We start from the raw sequence: 16,635 nt of genomic DNA, 5'->3' as shown, positions 1-16,635 counted from the left end.
CCGCCGCGGAACGCGCGACCCCAGAGCGGTCGGCCTCCGGGGGACCGACGCCCCGTCCGGTCCGACCACGAGGACGCCGATGCTCAGCCCCCTCCGCCTGACTTCGACCCTTGCGCCGATCGCCCTGGCGGTCGGAACCCTGCTCGCCGGTGCCGCACCCGGCCACGCCGACGCCGCTCCCGGCCCCGGCTTCCCGTCCCACTACACCGCCCCGTACCTGGAGACCTGGCGCTCCCCCGAGAAGCTGACCGAGCTCCACCGCACCACCGGGCTCAAGTACTTCACCCTGGCCTTCGTGATCAGTGGCGGCGGCTGCAACGGCGCCTTCGACGGCACCATCCCGGTCGAGCACCGGGGCTGGCAGTCGGCCGTGAACGGCCTGCGGGCGGCCGGTGGCGACGTGATCACCTCCTTCGGCGGTGGTTCCGGCACCGAACTCGCCCGGGCCTGCGACTCGGTGGCCGCGCTGAAGGTGGAGTACCGCAGAGTGGTCGACGCCCTCAACCTGACCAGGATCGACTTCGACATCGAGGGCGCCTCCCTGGACGACACCGCGGCCAACGAGCGCCGCAACCAGGCGCTGGCCGAGCTCCAGCGGGAGTTCGCGGCCGCCGGGCGGCGGCTGGCCGTGCACTACACCCTCCCGGTCAACCCCAATGGCCTCTCACCCAACGCGATCGCGCTGCTGGAGAACGCCAGGGACCGGGGTGTGCAGGTCAGCGTGGTCAACATCATGACCATGAACTACGGCCCCGACCTCGACATGGGAAGGATCGCCATCACGGCCGCCGAAGGGCTCCACCGCCAGATGGCCGCCATCTGGCCGCACAAGACCCCCGAGGAACTCTGGCGCATGCAGGGCAACACCCCGATGATCGGCGTCAACGACCACACCAACGAGGTCTTCTCACTGGCGGACGCCACCACCCTGGCGGACTTCGCCGACGACAAGGGCATCCAGCTGATCGCCTACTGGTCGATGGGCCGCGACAACGCCTGCCCCGCCGACGGCGTGCGCATCGCCGACTGCAGCGGCACCCCGCAGGGCCCGCACGACTTCTCCCGCATCCTCGGCCGCAGGGGCCCGCTCCGGCGCGCGGCGCCGGACGCACGGTCACCACGCTGCTTCAGCTGGTTCGTCAGGACATGCGATTGGCAGAGCAGTTGGCAGAGCGGAGTCTCCTGAGCCGCGCCCGGTCGCCCCGCCGGAAAGCCTCCGCCCCGACCGGGTCGGCCGGCGCCGAAGCGGCCGGATCGGACCGGCTCCGGTCAGACCGCGCTGTCCCCCGTCACCGCCGAGCATCTCGCCGCCGCGCCCGAGCTGGAGGTGGTCCAGTGCGCCAGCCACGGCTACGACTACATCGATCTTGCCGGGGCACGGGAGCGGAAGATCACGGTCTGCACCATCGGCTCCAGTGACGCCGAACGCAAGAACGTCGCCGAGCAGACCTTCGCCCTGATGCTGGCCCTGGCCAAGCAGTTGATCCCCGCCCACACCGCGCTCACCCGGGCCGACCGGGCACTGCCCCGGCTCCAGCCGTCCATCACCGAACTCTCCGGCAAGACCCTCGGCATCATCGGCCTCGGCGCGATCGGCCGCGAAGTCGCCCGGCGCGCGGCCGCGTTCGACATGACCATCCTGTACGCCGGGCCCAGGCCCGCCCCCGCCGAGGTCGAACTCCAGCTCGGTGCGCGGCGAATGGAGCTGGACGAACTGCTGCGGACCAGCGACCACGTCTCCCTGCACGCGCCGCTCACCGAGGAGACCCGCCATCTGCTCGACGCCGAGCGGCTAGCCCTTCTCAAGCCCACCGCCTTCGTGGTCGACACCGCGCGCGGCGCGCTGATGGACCAGGAGGCGCTGGCCGACGCCCTCACGGCCGGCGCACTCGCCGGGGCGGGCCTGGACGTCTTCGAACCCGAACCGCCCACCACCGGCCTGCGGCTGCTGCGGGCCCCCGGAGTCGTACTGTCCCCGCACGTGGGCGGCGTCACCAGGGAGACCGTGGTCCGGATCGCGCTGGCCGCCGTCCGGAACGTGACCGAGTACCTGGCCGGCCGCCCGCCCCGGGACGCCGTCACCGGCTGACGCCCCGGTGCGGCGTGAGGCGTACGGCGGCGCGCGGAGCCGCACGACCGGACGCCCGAACGGCGGAACGCTCGGCAGGAATCGGGAGCCGCACGGTTGGATGCCCACACGGCGGAACGCTCGGCGGGCGCGGGCCCGACCGGTGTGTTTGTGTGGACAGCATCGGCCCCGGCCGTCCCGCGAACTCCCTCCCGGGAGAGGTGATCCTCCGTGACAATGCCTCCGTTCGGCTCCGACGACCCGTTCTCCGACCTGCTGAGCCGGTTCTTCGGCATGAGCCCGCTCTCCTCGCCGCCCGCCGTGCAGCGCGTGCCGATCGGCCGGATGCTGAGCGACTCCGCCAGGACCCTGCTGGGGGTCGCCTCCGACCGGGCCACCGCCGACGGCAGCAGCGATCTCGACACCGCCCACCTGCTCTGGGCCGCCACCCAGGTGGAGCAGTCCCGTCACCTGCTGGAACGCGCCGGGATCGACCCCGGCCAGCTCGCCGAGGACCTCCGGGACGCGCTCCCCACCGGCCCCGGTACGGGCGGCGAGCCCGGCGGGGAGCCCTCCCTCACCCCCGCCGCCAAGCGCGCCCTGCTCGCCGCCCACGCCCGCTCACAGCGCACCGGCGCTTCCTACATCGGCCCCGAGCACATCCTCGGCGCCCTGTTCGGGGAGGACCGCTCGGGCGCCGGCCAGGCGCTGCGCAACGCCGCGCCGTCCGAGGCGGCGCTGCGTACCGCGATGGAGAGCCGCGGCCCGGGCGGCGAACGGGCGCCCGGCTCCGGCGGGAGCGACACCCCGGCCCTGGACGAGTACGGCCGCGACCTCACCGAGGAGGCCCGCGCGGGCCGGCTGGACCCAGTGGTCGGACGTGCCCGGGAGATCGAGCAGACCATCGAGATCCTCTCCCGCCGCACCAAGAACAACCCCGTGCTGATCGGCGAACCCGGCGTCGGCAAGACCGCCATCGTGGAGGGCCTGGCCCAGCGGATCGTCTCCGGCGACGTCCCCAGCAGCCTCAAGGACAGGCGGGTCGTCGCCCTCGACCTGACCGGCCTGGTGGCCGGCTCCAAGTACCGGGGCGACTTCGAGGAACGGCTGAAGAACGTCATCGACGAGGTGATCGGCACCGAGCAGAGCATCATCCTCTTCCTGGACGAACTGCACACCGTGGTCGGTGCCGGCGCGGGCGGCGAGGGCTCGATGGACGCCGGCAACATCCTCAAACCGGCGCTCGCCCGGGGCGAGCTGAGCCTGGTCGGGGCGAGCACGCTGGACGAGTACCGCAAGCACATCGAGAAGGACGCCGCGCTGGAGCGCCGCTTCCAGCCCGTCCTGGTGCCCGAACCGTCGGTCGAGGAGACCGTCCAGATCCTGCACGGCCTGCGGGACGCGTACGAGGCACACCACCAGGTCCGGTTCACCGACGAGGCGCTGGACGCCGCGGCCGCCCTCTCCGACCGCTACATCAGCGACCGGTTCCTGCCCGACAAGGCGATCGACCTGCTCGACCAGGCCGGCGCCCGGGTACGGCTGCGCAGCCTCTCCGGCAGCGGCGAGGCCGTCGAGGCCCAGGAGCGACGCACCAAGCTGCGCCGCGAGCTGGACGAGGCGGTCGCCGACGAGGACTACGTCCGGGCAGCCAACCTGAAGAAGGAACTGACGCAGGTCGAGGACGAGTTGGCGGCGGTCGCCGAGCGGCGCGAGGGCGTGGTCGAGGTGACCGTGGACGACATCGCCCAGGTGCTCTCCGCGCGCACCGGCATCCCGGTCACCCAGCTCAACGAGACCGAACGGGACCGGCTGCTGAAGCTGGAGGAGCACCTGCACCAGCGGGTCATCGGCCAGGACCAGGCGGTCACCGCCGTCGCCCAGGCCGTCCGCCGCAGCCGGGCCGGCATGGGCGACCCGCAGCGTCCCACCGGCAGCTTCCTCTTCCTCGGCCCGACCGGCGTCGGGAAGACCGAACTCGCCAAGGCCCTGGCCGAGTTGCTGTTCGGCGACCCGGACCGGATGATCCGCTTCGACATGAGCGAGTTCCAGGAGAAGCACACCGTCTCCCGCCTGGTCGGCTCCCCGCCCGGCTACGTCGGCTACGAGGAGGCCGGCCAGCTCACCGAGGCAGTCCGCCGGAGACCGTACAGCGTGCTGCTGTTCGACGAGGTGGAGAAGGCACACCCCGACGTCTTCAACATCCTGCTCCAGGTGCTGGACGACGGCCGGCTGACCGACGCCCAGGGCCGCACGGTCGACTTCCGCAACACCGTGGTCATCCTGACCAGCAACATCGGCTCACAGCGGATCCTGGAGCACAAGGGCGACGTGGACGAGATCCACGAGGACCTGATGCGCGACCTGCGGCTCCAGTTCAAGCCCGAGTTCCTCAACCGGATCGACGAGATCATCGTCTTCCACGCGCTGAGCCGGGACGAACTGCTCAAGGTGGTCGACCTGTTGCTGGCCCGCAGCAAACGCCTGCTCAAGGCCCAGGGGATCGGCCTGGAGGTGACGGCACAGGCCAAGCAGTGGCTGGTCGACAGGGGCTACCGACCCGAGTTCGGCGCCCGGCCGCTGCGCCGCACCATCCAGTCCGAGCTGGACAACCGGATCTCCAACCTGCTGCTCGACGGCACCGCCCAGGAGGGCGACACCCTTCGCGCCGATGTCGCGGACGGCGAACTCACGGTCGCACTCGCCGGGCCCGCCCGGAAGGACGAGCCGACGCAGGATGCCGCCCGGTCGAGTTGAGCCGGCAACGCCTCGCCCTCGGGTCCCCGCAGGTCCGCACCACCACCGGAACGGTCCGCGGCGAGCGGAGGAACGGTCTCGCCGTCTTCCGCGGCATCCCCTACGCGGCACTCAACGTCTGGTCCCCCGACCTGGGCGACGCCGGGCTGCCGGTGCCGGTGTGGATCCACGCTCCCACCAACCGGGGGCTGCTCGACCAGCTCGCCGCGCTGGAGTGGGTCAGGGAGAACATCCGCGGCTCCGGCGGTGACCCGGACCGGGTCACGGTCTGCGGGCAGTCGGCCGGTTCCGGTTCCATCGCGACCCTGCTTCCGATGGAGTGCGCCGCCGGACCCAGCTGCGGCGGATGGTGTCGGCCATGAGGAGGCCTCCTTGCGCATCTGGTCGGGACAGCCGTTGGAGCCCTTCGACCTGCCGCCGGCCTGACGACCTGGCCCGGGCCGGCTCAGGGGACGGCGTGGGCCTCCGCTCAGCCTGCGGTCTCGGCCGCCACCCAGCCCAGGTACGTCTCGCTCCCGGTGACCACGGGAACACCGATGACCTCCGGCGTCTCGTAGTCATGCTGCTCGCCGATGAACTCCGCCAGCCGCTCCCCGAGATCCGCCCGAGTCTTGAAATCCACCCGCCACTCCGCCGATTCCTGCACCTCCCCCTCCCACCAGTACACCGACCGCACCGGATACACCTGCGCACAAGCCGCCAGCCGCCCCCGCACCACCTTCGCGGCCAACTCCCGCGCCTTGCCTTCGTCGTCGTGGGTGGTGGTCACCACGATGAACTCCTGCTTCGCCATACCGGAAGCTTAGGGCCGTCCTGACGGTCTCCTTGCGGATGTCCACCGCACGGATGATCCCGACCCGTCACACCTGCGACCAGAACCTGGCGGAGGTCACCTCTGCGGCAGTGACGGCTGCCTGGCAACCGCCCACCACTTGCTGAAGATGAGGATGGTGGTTCCCATCCAGAAGAAGAAGAGTGAAACCCACAGGAGCGTCTCGACGCCGGTGCAGTCGAGTGCAAGAGCCGCGAGGAAGGCGAGGATTCCGGTGACGGAGACGGAGATGCCCCATCGTCTGACGTACTGCGCACGAGGCCCGATGGGGTGGCGCACGGGAGCTGCCGCAACCGCCACGAAAGTCAGTAACTGCAGGATCGCAAAACCGATGGTGATCATTCCACCTTCTCCACTCTTGCCCTCCCCCTCGGAAGCCGGGGCACCACAGGGGCTCAACTCTCCCACAACGCCCTGAACTGCGCCGCCTACGACCGGAAGAGGTGAACGAGGTCGCCCGCTATTCGCGCGCTCCCGCTACAACTTCTGCCTGTCGGAGTGCCGCCCTTGCCCTGATGAAACATATTCACACGAATGATTCCGATGTGCAGCAAATTTGAGCGGAATATGATCCTCCCCCTTAAAGCCCCACCCCGGGACTGAAATGCCCCAAACAGTCCCACTTGCGGAGCTGAAGCCACAGAAGAGACTGCCTACACTGCCCACGACGAGGTTGATACGACGGCGGAGCCGCCCGGCTCCGGGTGGGTCGAACCCTGCGCGAGGTCGGCGAGACGCTTGGCGGCCCGTCACCCGCGCAGTTGGATCAGATCCTCAACAGCACGTATTCGACGAGTTATTGATTGTCAGTCAGACGACCCATGCCGGCTCGGTCGCACCCCTGGCACGATGCCAAGGGGTTCCCTTACTCAGTGCTGGTTGGTCGCTCGCTCGGGGCGGCGGGTGCGGTCCTCTCCGCCCCGGGCCGTGCAGGCGGGTCAGGCGGCCGGGGTGACCCGGCAATGGACCACGCTCGTGGACGCCGGGACAGCGCGCTGCATCGTTCTTCGTGTGACCGTGCTGTCGGGGCAGAACGCGGGCGGTCATCCGCTGCTCGCCCTTGAGCGCCTGGCGCACCCCGCTGGGGGCGTGCCGGCAGATGGCGATGTCGCGCAGATGATTCAGTCCATGCGGACGTGAGGCACCCCGACTGACCTCGGCCTCTCCCACCTTGGGCCAGTCACAAGCCTCTACCTCTCAACACCCCTGAGCGACCGTCATGTACCGCGCGATCTGGCACGGCTGCAGCACGCCGTCTACCTCTAACGCTTCAGCGACCTGTACCGCTTGAGAAGCGCGGTGATCTTACGCCTTTGGCCTGATGCGGTCCGAATTGCCTCCGAGGCCGAGATTCCCCCGTGGCTCCCCGCTCGATCGGGCACCGCTCGGGGCACGGACAGCACCAGATGGGGCCCCGGACAAGCCGAGGCCCCAATGGCACCTATGCTTCGTGGCAGCCAGGACTACCGGTCGAACTCGCCACTACGCACACCATGTGTGAAGGCAATCCACTCGGCCTTGGTGAAGCGGAGCGGCGGACGCTTCTGGTCCTTCGAGTCGCGCACAGCGACCGCGTCATCCCCGAAGAACGCGACCTCCACGGAATAAGGTGCGGTAGCGCTCTTGCTGCTCTTCTTCCAGTGGACCTTGGACAGGTCCACTGCGTAAAGGTCGTGCTCGTTAGTCATCGTTGCTGTTCCTTCCAGTTGCCCCCTGCTTTGTGCCAGCGTCACCCGGCAGGGCCCGGTCTGCGCGTCGGCGTACTCCAGCGGGCTGGCTCACCCGGAGTGACCGCGCCCTGGCCGCAGATCGTGGGCGGAGAGCGAACGTGTGAACGGCAGCGTTGGCGCGATCTTCGGCCGGGTGTCGTCGTGGGCCTTGCCTCGGGGCCAGCGCCGGACTTCGGCGTCACCGAGTTCAGCGGCTCGGACTTCCCGGATCAGAGCGATGGGCCCGTGTTCGCGCTTCAACGCCTGGCCCCAGTTGGCGAGATGGAACCGCTCGACCAGCCGCATGGCGCCGTCACTGAGCATGGTGAAGCCCGCGAGGTCACTTCGACTGCGGGGGCGGACTTCACGACCTTTCCGAGCAACCGGTTCGGCAGGCCCTGCGGGTGCTGACCAATGAATGCCTGATCGAAGGGCGCCCGGGATCGGGCACGTACGTGCGGAATCCTCGGCCACCAGGGTGGCCGAGGACGTCACGGCCCGGCCCGTGCTCGAAGCGGAGGCCGGCCAGCTCGGCGTCCCGCTGGGATCAACCGTGCTGGCCATCGAACGCACCCACTGGGCAGGCGAACTCGCAGTCGAGACAGCCGACATCGTGCTCTCGGCCGTACTTGACCAGGATGGCCTCATGGGCTCGCGGCCGATCCCACCGGCACCTCGGCCACCCCGCTACCCGCCGAGGTGAAGCCATAGCGAGTGCTGAGCATGTTTGCCTTGCTTTGCGGATTGACACCCTCCTCGCCTTCCGAGGCCACGGTCGTCGCAACGTAAGGATAATGCTCTGGATCAGGCATCACCATCCAGGTAGTCACATGCTTGGGCTTCCTTGTTGATGCCAACAGCGAGTTACTCTCCTTGAAATTGATATCCTGTCGAATAAAGTCCCTCCCAGGGTCGTTGGACACCCATGCGGGAGCGCTCCTTTGATGCTGAAGAGTCTTTCTATCCCAGGATATTTGCGGAGCCCCGATGACCCCGAGCGTCACGCGATCCCTTCTGATCATGAATACTTGCGCTTCGGCCGCCAGAACCTGATACGGATACGATTTCGGCAACTGGATAATCTGTTTCGTGACGGCAGTCTGCCCAGCTTCGATCCATCGACCAGCGGAAGCAAAGACACCTGAATCGATCAAGTGTCTCTGGCGACTGTCAAAGTTTTTCATGAAATCTGCTTCACCATTCTCGGCATCCCTCTTCCAATCAGCCCCAAGCCGCTCGCGCCCACTCGGCTGCACAGTCTCTCCCCACACGACGAAGAGGCTGTGAACGAAATACATGCCAATCTTCCCATCATTTTTCACAGTCAGCCGCAACGGAACTGCAGTACCGCCGGTTGCCGAGCTTCCAACCGGCTTCTCAAATTCGGCATCGACCGTAACGAGGACAGGTTCGGCGTAGGGCTTATAGATCTCCGAATATGCGAAATTTCCAATGGCGATAAGTGTCGTCGCCAGAACGCCGATCGCGAACGTTCGAGGGGCCCTGATGTCCTTCCACACCTTCTTGCAGTGCAGCAGTATCCACAAAGCCCACACCGACCAGGCCGTCAAGCCGGCCCAGACGATCAGATAAGGCGTGAGCTCGTGCCCCTCCGCCTGTACTGCCAACAATGCCAGGTTGGTAATCAGCACCGTCATGGCGCCAAGCAGAACAACAATGCCCGATATCCTGATGTTCTTCTCTCGCCAGTAGTCCACCACCGCAAGTGCGGCCACGAATGAGATCAAAGCGACGGCAAGCGCGATAAAGCCGCTCAGGCGGCCAGCATAAGTCAGCGCCTCACTCACGACGCCGAATCCAAGCGAGCCGAGCACGGCACCATTGACCACCAGGCCCAAAGTCATCAAAGTCGGCGTGAGCCAACTTCTTAACTTATTGCTCCGAAGTCGCTTCTCCCCTTCCGACGGAAGGCTCTGTGACGAATCCTGAGCGGCCATGCCGCCAGTAATACACGTCGTTCAGGCGCCTGCTACCCGGGACGGGCGAACGGGCGTTGCCAGTCGGCGGCAACGGGCGTCCGACCTCGCCCGGCTTCACACCCTTCTCGTAGCGCCACCCGAGCAGGTGGGGTCCGTCATGGATACCGACTCCGAACTCAGCGCGGATCTTCACCATTGCCTGGATCTTGTGCCCACTGACAGCCCGGATCAAGATCCTCGTTCGACATGGCTGCAGTCTGGCACCCATCGCATGCCCGAGTGACCCCTGGCGATCTTGCGCAAGGCCCTACTGGGTATCGAACCTGGCGGTGGCTCAGGACCGGGCGGAGCTGGTGCCGAGCTTTCCTGTGGCCGGGGTGCAGTTGTGCGGAGTCTTGGCGACAACGACTGCGTCGACCCGGCTGGTCGGGACCAGTGTCAGCACCGTGCCGGTCACCTGTCCCTCGCCGTTGACGTAGTACCCCCCCCAAGTAGGTCCAGTCGCTGGCCGCGCCAATGTAACGGGCATCCACCTCATAACCTGTCCCGCAGACTCGGGCGTAAAGCAGGGGGAGGCTCGCGGCTCCAACCACCGCTCCGGGCACAGCCACCAGCACTATTGCGGCAGTGAGCGCCGCAATCCAGACACCGCGATGCTTCTCCCGGTAGCGCCACATCCACCGAACTGCGGCGCCGAGCACGACCGCGTACGCGACGAAGACGATCGCCGCTACGGTGAGCACCCACACATGGGGCGCGTGACCGTGGTGGAGGCGCCAGGAGACGATGCCGGGCACTGTGAGCACCATGGCCAGCAGGAGAAAGGCAAGTCTGGGGAACTGGTCGTAGAACGCCCTGAGTTTCTGGTGCAGCTTCCCCTGCTTCCCCGCCAAGAGAGTCTGCGGGAGCAGGTAGCCAAGCCCGGCGAAGAGCACAGCGGGCAGAAGGACCGATGAAACCGCGATCTCCTGCAACACCTCACGTGGCATCTGGCTGATCACCAGCCCCCACCAGAAGCCACTTGCTTGCATCCGAGCAGCAAGCGCCACCCCACCTGCGAAATAGATCAGTACAGCAATCAGTGTGAGCGCGGCGGCTGCGCCAGCCAGCAGCCCTTGCCAAGTAACCCGCGCCTCGGTGGGTTTTTCGGGGTCTGTCATGGTTCACGAGATACACCAACCGATTCAGGCGCATACCTACGAATTTCAGATACGCCCGATTGGCGGTGGGTGTGCGGGGCGGCCCAGGCGCTGCCCGGCGGCTGACGCCGGCCCGCCGTTCCACGGGGACAGCGCGGGCCTCCTCGGTTCGGAGTCCCGCGCTGTCGTCGCCGTCGTGGTGGGCTAGGTGCTGGTTCCCTCAGTGGTGGTGATCGCAGTACGGCCACCAGTGGCCGTGGTCGCAGTGGTGCCATCCCGAGCCGCGAACGACCGTGGTGGGGTCGGTGGCGGTGTGCGTGGCGGTGTCGCCGCCTCCGGTGACGGTGGCGGTATTGATGACGTGCGGTGCGGCGGAGCCCAGGGCGCGGACGGTCAGTGAGATGGGCGGGTAGCTACTCCCGTTGGCCAGGACGTCGCTGCGGGTGCAGGTCAGGCTGGACAAGGTGCAGGTCCATCCGGAACCGCTGATGCTGAGGGCGGTGAGTCCCCTCGGAAGCGTGTCGTGGACGGTGACTCTGGTGCCGTCGGTGGGGCCAGACCCGTTGTTGCCGACGGTGATGGTGTAGGTGCCCGGCCTTCCCACCACGAAGTTCCCGGTGTGGGTCTTGGTGATGGTCAAGGAAGGCGCCAGGCTGATCGGGTTGACCGCGACACCGGTCGGGCTGACGCCGACGCCGACGGTGGCGGTGACCGTGTTGGAAGCGGTCTCGATCACCGACACGCTGTTCGAGCTCACATTGGTTACGTAGACGTGCGCGCCGTCCGGGGTGACCGCGACGCCCAGCGGATTGGCACCGACGCCGACGGTGGCGATGACCGTGTTGGTGGCGGTCTCGATCACCGACACGGTGTTCGAACCCTCGTTGCTGACGTAGGCGTGCGCGCCGTCCGGAGTGATGGCCACGCCAGCCGGGCTGGTGCCGACGCCAATGGTGGCGATGACCGTGTTGGTGGCGGTTTCGATCACCGAGACGACGGTTGAGCCTGCGTCGGTAACGTAGACGTGCGCGCCGTCCGGGGTGACCGCGACACCCTCCGGGTTGGCGCCGACGCCGACGGTGGCGATGACCGTATTGGTGGCGGTCTCGATCACCGATACCGTGTTCGACTGCGCGTTGGTGACGTAGACGTGCGCGCCGTCCGGGGTGACCGCGACGCCGGTCGGGGCGGCGCCGACGCCGACGGTGGCGATGACCGTGTTGGAAGCGGTCTCGATCACCGACACCGTGTTGTCGCTCTGGTTGGCGACGTAGACGTGCGCGCCGTCCGGGGTGACCGCGACACCCCTAGGCCCGCCACCGACTCCGACGGTGGCGATGACCGTGTTGGTGGTGCTGTCGATCACCGACACATTGTTCGATCCGAAGTCGGCGACGTAGACGTGCATCCCGTCCGGGGTGACCGCTACACCGAAGGGGGAGCTGCCGACGCCGACGGTGGCGATGACCGTGTTGGTGCCGGTATTGATCACCGACACGCTGTTCGACTCGAAGTTGGCGACGTACGCGTTCGGGCCTGGCGCGGCCCAGGCCGGGGACGAGACGGCGGCCGGCAAGGCCACTCCCGCCAGCACGGCCAGCCCCGCCATGCTGATCCGCACCCACGCCCAGGTCCATGGCCGCGGTCGATGTGCCTCCTCGGGCCCCGCATCGCGATGCGAGCCGGTCTGCTGTCTCCCCTGCCTGAGCACTGGTACCTCCACCTCACGTAAGGAGCAGCCTGCGCCAGCCGCATCGACGGCGGAGGCGACAAGCCAGAGATCACTTAGCGTGATCCCATTGGTACCGTATGTAGCGCATGGCGGTTCTGGTGACCTCGACACGCTTCGATCCAGCACGGCTGGCATCGCCGCCGACTGCGTACCGCGTCAACGACACCTCGGGGCACGACCCGGAGGGATCTCTGCCGTTGGTGGTCAACAGCCCGCACGGAGGCATACCGGCCCGCTGAGCGGCCCCCTCGCCATCACCAGCACCGCCGGCCCCGGCACCTTCCTCGCCAACGGCGTGCTGTCCACCACGCTGGACGGCCACCAGCGCTCCGCCGTCCAGCGTATTTTCAGCACCGGCATGCAGCCCGACCGGATCACCCTCGGAGCCCGCACCGGCCGCCACGCCCAGGCCGCCGATCACACCGCCATGGGACGCCATGCGCGAGGAGGCGTACAGCGCGCTGTCGCCCTACAGCGCCCTCGGCACCCGGGCACCGCTCGACCCGTACTACCTGCCCATGCTCGATCGAGCCATCGCCGAAGTCTCCACCCAGCGCACCCGCATCACTCCCGCTGCCGAACAGACCCGCGACGCCCTCATCCGCCGCCCATCGCCCGCCCGCAGAAGGGCGGGCTCAAGCAGGACTGCAAGTTCATCGTCTGGGGCAGCAACGGCCCCATGAGCACGGAGAACAACCCGGTCTACCTGCCCGGCCACTTCGAAGGCTCGCAACCTCGAGGACCCGAACGGCGGCACATCACCCAGAAGCCGCTCCACCTCATGCGCGAACTCGTACGCATCGTCCCGCCCGGCGGCACCGTGCTCGACCCGTTCGCCGGATCCGGCACCACCGGCGTCGCCGCCCTCACCGAAGGGCGCCAGTTCATCGGCTGCGAGATCACCCAGACCTACGCGGCAATCGCCCGCGAACGGCTCGCCGCAGCCTCGTAGACCAGCGGGGCCGCCACCTGCCCCGGTGGCGGCCCGCTCTCAACTCGACAGCATCCCCACCCAAAAAATTGCCGAGATGATCAGCAACGTGACACCTCCGGGCCAAGTGGTAACCCGTCTCCCTGGAGAGACACGGTTGAAGAACCTGTCCGCCATGCCACGGGGGTTGAAGAGCAGGATGACCCCCACCGCGCCGGTCAGCAGAGCAAAGATCACGGGTCCGACGTACTTCATCCAATCTCCGTCTCTTCGGTTGACACAGTCGCGCCGGTCTTCTTGGCGAGTGCCGCAGGCCGCGACCTTCCTGGTCACGGACTGGCAGCGGCTTCACATGCTGGCCCAACTGGTCAAGCAGTACTGGCAGGAGCCGAAGAACGAGGCCGCGCTCGGCGCGACCGCGGTGGACCGGGCCCGGCTGCGGTGGACGGTGGCCGAGGCCGAGGACGCCACGGAGCGTCGGCCGGCCGCGCAGAGCCGGGCGGCGTCGTCCCGGCGGGACCGGGTGTTGAAGGTCGTCGATGGCCAGGCGGAAGGCTGAGCCGAAAGCGTTCGTCTCGCTGGGGTTCACCGCGATCGATTGGATCGAGGCCTACCTGTCCCACGGACCCGGTGACGTCCAGGGTCAGCCCCTGGTCATCGATGACGGGATGGCCGCCTTCATCGTCCGGGCTTACCAGCTCGACCCGGTGACTGGCCGACGCAGGGTGAACCGCGCGTTTCGAGCGCGCTCGGCCCTTGGCCGGTGCGCGTCGGATCTGATCGGACACTCGCTCTTGAATTCAGGAGTGATCCCCCCCTTCGGCCGTAGTGGGGGCGTGTCATGCTGACTCTTCGTCAATGCGTCGTATACATCGCTTGTCCCTGATTCTTCACTGCTCACGGTTTTGCTGATCCCAGACCTTGCAGCTCGCTGTTGGGGCGCGGGACCGTGGCGCCGGTTGCAAGGAGAGAGCGATGCGTCTGGCCGGTCAACACGACTTCGCGGGTGAGTCCGCACGGTGCGGCCCGGAGGCCGAAAGCAGTGGGCCTCGGCACAGGCCGTGGGCACGGGTGCGGGCCTTGGCGGCGGGACTGGTCCTGACGGCCGGGTTGGCCTTGCCGGTGCTGGCTTCGTCCCCTGCGATGGCCGCTACGGGCCAGCAGGGCTACGTCGACAGCATCGGTACCAACACGGTGGCGGTGTTCGATACCGCCACCAACACCGTCACCACGAGCATCCCCGTCGGCACCACCCCGTCGGACGTCAAGGTCACCCCGGACGGCCAGCACGTCTACGTCGCCAACCGCAACTCGCACAACGTGTCGGTGATCAACACCGCCACCAACACCGTCACCACCACCATCCCGCTGCCCGTCGGTGACGACCCGCAGGCTTTGGCGATCACCCCGGACGGCCTGCACGTCTACGTCGCCTCCTTCACGAACGACCTGTCGGTGATCGACACCACCACCAACACCGTCACCGCCGACATCCCCCTTCCCACCGGCAGCGATCCGCGGTTCCTCGCGGTCACCCCGGACGGCGCGCACGTCTACGTCACCGAACTCGGGCTCGGCCAGGTGCAGGTGGTCGACACCAGCAGCAACACCATCACCGCCACCATCACCGGCTTCGTAGCGCCATCGGGTATCACGATCACCCCGGACGGCCTTCACGCCTACGTCGACGACTTCGCCACGAACACCGTGTCGGTGATCGACACCAGCACCAACACCGTGGTGGGCCCCCCGATCTCCGTCGGCAACAGCCCGTACGGCAACGCGATCACCCCGGACGGCCACCAGCTCTACGTCGGCAACGTCGCCGATGGCACCGTGTCGGTGATCGACACCACCAGCAACACCGTCACCACCACCATCACCGTTGGGACCAGCCCCTACAAGCTCGGGATGAACCCCGACGGCAAGCATGTCTACGTCACCAACTTCTCCTCGAACAGTGTGTCGGTGATCGACACCAGCACCAACACCGTCACCACCAGCATCCCCGTCACCGGCCCGTTCGGTGTCGCGATCAGCCCGGTCAGCCTGGTGCCTTCCTTGACCATCACCAAGAGCCACACCGGGAACTTCGCGGTAGGAAGGCCGGGCACCTACACCATCACCGTCGGCAACAACGGCACTGGCCCCACCGACGGCACCAGAGTCACCGTCCACGACACGCTTCCGAGAGGACTCACCGCCCTCAGCATCAGCGGTCCCGGATGGACCTGCACCTTGTCCAGCCTGACCTGCACCCGCAGCGACGTCCTGGCCAACGGGAGTAGCTACCCGCCCATCTCACTGACCGTCCGCGCCCTGGGCTCCGCCGCACCGCACGTCATCAATACCGCCACCGTCACCGGAGGCGGCGACACCGCCACGCACACCGCCACCGACCCCACCACGGTCGTTCGCGGCTCGGGATGGCACCACTGCGACCACGGCCACTGGTGGCCGCACTGCGACCACCACCACTGAGGGAACCAGCACCTAGCCCACCACGACGGCGACGACAGCGCGGGACTCCGAACCGAGGAGGCCCGCGCTGTCCCCTGGAACGGCGGGCCGGCGCCAGCCGCCGGGCAGCCTCGGCCGCAGTTGCCTCGCACCCACGTTGTGATCTACGCCGAGGGGGATGTGCGAGATCGCAAAGTCACACTCGAGTACTAAGCTTGGCGTTTAACCCCGCGGGTCACCCGACCTGCTGATCTGCGGTTCTTCCCGGGACAGCGGAGGCGGCCGTTCTCCACGCTTCGAGATGTCTGGTCACGAAGCACGAGAGAACGGCCGCTGCCTATGAGTCTCCGGGTGGATGCGCCCGAAAGTGCGGCATTGGATGTCTTGTCCCGCTTTCGGGTCGAGTTCTACGACTGCATTTACGCCCGCCAGGACGCGCTCTTCGAGCTCACCGACGCGGTGCTGTGTACGGACGGGCCGGTGAAGACGCTGGTCGAACTGTCGCTGGCCCTCGAGCACCGGCGCGGGCACGGAGCCCTGTACGCCGCGCTGGACCGGGGTTGGTGCGAGCCCGCCCGCCTGCGCCGCACCCTGGCCGACCTGCCGCTGCCCCGCGCGGCCGATGGGCGGATCGTGCTGGCCGTTGACGTGAGCAACTGGCTCCGGCCCGACGCCCCCACCAGCGACGACCGGCTGTTCTGCCACGTCTACGGGCGCGGGGACCGCAGCAAGGACCAGTTCGTGCCCGGCTGGCCGTACTCCTTCGTCGCGGCCCTGGAGACCGGCCGGACCTCCTGGACCGCCCTGCTGGACGCCGTGCGCCTGGGGCGGGCGTACGACGCGACCACGGTCACCGTCGACCAACTCCGCGACGTGGTAGCCAGGTTGGTGCAGGCCGGGCAGTGGCACGATGGCGATCCGGAGATCTGGGTCGTCATGGACTCCGGCTACGACGTCGCCTACCTCTCCCATGCCCTGGCGGACCTGCCGGTCGTGCTGGTCGGCAGACTGCGCTCGGACCGCGTGATGCTCCGCGACGCCGGGCCTGCCCGCTCCGGTCCGAAGGG

The 16,635-nt window shown here is 67.8% G+C and carries 14 protein-coding genes and 3 pseudogenes; 9 read left to right on the top strand and 8 right to left on the bottom strand.

Translation table 11 applies throughout. The features are described from left to right. The first annotated feature begins 79 nt into the window (after positions 1-79). The 4 genes and pseudogenes from ACZ5ON_RS00085 to ACZ5ON_RS00070 all read left to right on the top strand — a co-directional run. Positions 80-1,186: a chitinase gene (locus ACZ5ON_RS00085; protein ID WP_465582238.1), complete on the top strand. Its 1,107-nt coding sequence runs from the start codon at positions 80-82 to the stop codon at positions 1,184-1,186. A gap of 87 nt (positions 1,187-1,273) precedes the next feature. Next, positions 1,274-2,089, top strand: a pseudogene (locus ACZ5ON_RS00080) (2-hydroxyacid dehydrogenase); the annotation flags it as partial. Positions 2,090-2,305: 216 nt separating this feature from the next. Beyond that, positions 2,306-4,825, top strand: coding sequence for an ATP-dependent Clp protease ATP-binding subunit (locus ACZ5ON_RS00075; RefSeq protein WP_465583907.1), 2,520 nt, complete (start codon positions 2,306-2,308; stop codon positions 4,823-4,825). Continuing rightward, a pseudogene (locus tag ACZ5ON_RS00070) lies at positions 4,822-5,157 on the top strand (carboxylesterase family protein); the annotation flags it as partial. The gene ACZ5ON_RS00075 and the pseudogene ACZ5ON_RS00070, both read left to right, overlap by 4 nt. A gap of 137 nt (positions 5,158-5,294) precedes the next feature. Here the strand turns inward: ACZ5ON_RS00070 and cutA are convergent. Both cutA and ACZ5ON_RS00060 read right to left on the bottom strand, forming a co-directional pair. After that, positions 5,295-5,618, bottom strand: a complete 324-nt coding sequence (gene cutA, locus ACZ5ON_RS00065; RefSeq protein WP_465582233.1) for a divalent-cation tolerance protein CutA — start codon at positions 5,616-5,618, stop codon at positions 5,295-5,297. 96 nt (positions 5,619-5,714) lie between these two features. Next, on the bottom strand, positions 5,715-5,999 hold the full coding sequence (locus ACZ5ON_RS00060; RefSeq protein WP_465582229.1) for a hypothetical protein: 285 nt from the start codon (positions 5,997-5,999) through the stop codon (positions 5,715-5,717). A 669-nt stretch (positions 6,000-6,668) separates the two neighbouring features. Between ACZ5ON_RS00060 and ACZ5ON_RS00055 the strand changes: the two genes are divergently transcribed. Further along, positions 6,669-6,797, top strand: coding sequence for a hypothetical protein (locus ACZ5ON_RS00055; protein WP_465582226.1), 129 nt, complete (start codon positions 6,669-6,671; stop codon positions 6,795-6,797). 323 nt (positions 6,798-7,120) lie between these two features. Here the strand turns inward: ACZ5ON_RS00055 and ACZ5ON_RS00050 are convergent, their stop codons facing one another. From ACZ5ON_RS00050 to ACZ5ON_RS00030, 5 genes are all read right to left on the bottom strand, one after another. Further along, positions 7,121-7,345: a DUF397 domain-containing protein gene (locus tag ACZ5ON_RS00050; protein ID WP_465582223.1), complete on the bottom strand. Its 225-nt coding sequence runs from the start codon at positions 7,343-7,345 to the stop codon at positions 7,121-7,123. Between the two features lie 90 nt (positions 7,346-7,435). Continuing rightward, positions 7,436-7,690 (bottom strand): hypothetical protein, encoded by a 255-nt coding sequence (locus ACZ5ON_RS00045; RefSeq protein ID WP_465582220.1) that lies wholly within the window; start codon positions 7,688-7,690, stop codon positions 7,436-7,438. 320 nt (positions 7,691-8,010) lie between these two features. Next, complete coding sequence (locus tag ACZ5ON_RS00040) at positions 8,011-9,324, bottom strand: hypothetical protein (protein ID WP_465582215.1); 1,314 nt, start codon at positions 9,322-9,324, stop codon at positions 8,011-8,013. A gap of 158 nt (positions 9,325-9,482) precedes the next feature. Next, entirely contained in the window at positions 9,483-10,466 is a 984-nt protein-coding gene (locus tag ACZ5ON_RS00035) for a TgpA N-terminal domain-containing protein (protein WP_465582213.1), read from the bottom strand. A gap of 199 nt (positions 10,467-10,665) precedes the next feature. Next, positions 10,666-12,066, bottom strand: a complete 1,401-nt coding sequence (locus ACZ5ON_RS00030) for a YVTN family beta-propeller repeat protein (RefSeq protein WP_465582209.1) — start codon at positions 12,064-12,066, stop codon at positions 10,666-10,668. Between the two features lie 718 nt (positions 12,067-12,784). On the opposite strand from ACZ5ON_RS00030, the pseudogene ACZ5ON_RS00025 reads away from it, so the two are divergent. Next, positions 12,785-13,129: pseudogene (locus tag ACZ5ON_RS00025) on the top strand (DNA methyltransferase); the annotation flags it as partial. 39 nt (positions 13,130-13,168) lie between these two features. On the opposite strand, the gene ACZ5ON_RS00020 reads toward ACZ5ON_RS00025, so the two are convergent. Continuing rightward, positions 13,169-13,363: a hypothetical protein gene (locus ACZ5ON_RS00020; RefSeq protein ID WP_465582206.1), complete on the bottom strand. Its 195-nt coding sequence runs from the start codon at positions 13,361-13,363 to the stop codon at positions 13,169-13,171. Between the two features lie 49 nt (positions 13,364-13,412). Here ACZ5ON_RS00020 and ACZ5ON_RS00015 point away from each other — a divergent pair, with 49 nt between their 5' ends. The 3 genes from ACZ5ON_RS00015 to ACZ5ON_RS00005 all read left to right on the top strand — a co-directional run. After that, complete coding sequence (locus tag ACZ5ON_RS00015; RefSeq protein ID WP_465582203.1) at positions 13,413-13,667, top strand: phage terminase small subunit; 255 nt, start codon at positions 13,413-13,415, stop codon at positions 13,665-13,667. A gap of 584 nt (positions 13,668-14,251) precedes the next feature. Then, positions 14,252-15,589: a beta-propeller fold lactonase family protein gene (locus ACZ5ON_RS00010; RefSeq protein ID WP_465582200.1), complete on the top strand. Its 1,338-nt coding sequence runs from the start codon at positions 14,252-14,254 to the stop codon at positions 15,587-15,589. A 318-nt stretch (positions 15,590-15,907) separates the two neighbouring features. Further along, positions 15,908-16,635, top strand: a 728-nt coding sequence (locus ACZ5ON_RS00005) for a transposase (RefSeq protein ID WP_465582197.1), incomplete at its 3' end; no start/stop codon positions are given.

It is taken from the genome of Kitasatospora sp. NPDC032150 (assembly GCF_055579945.1).
The sequence above is the reverse complement of the archived record's forward strand: the minus strand, read 5'-3'. Positions and strand labels throughout refer to the sequence as shown.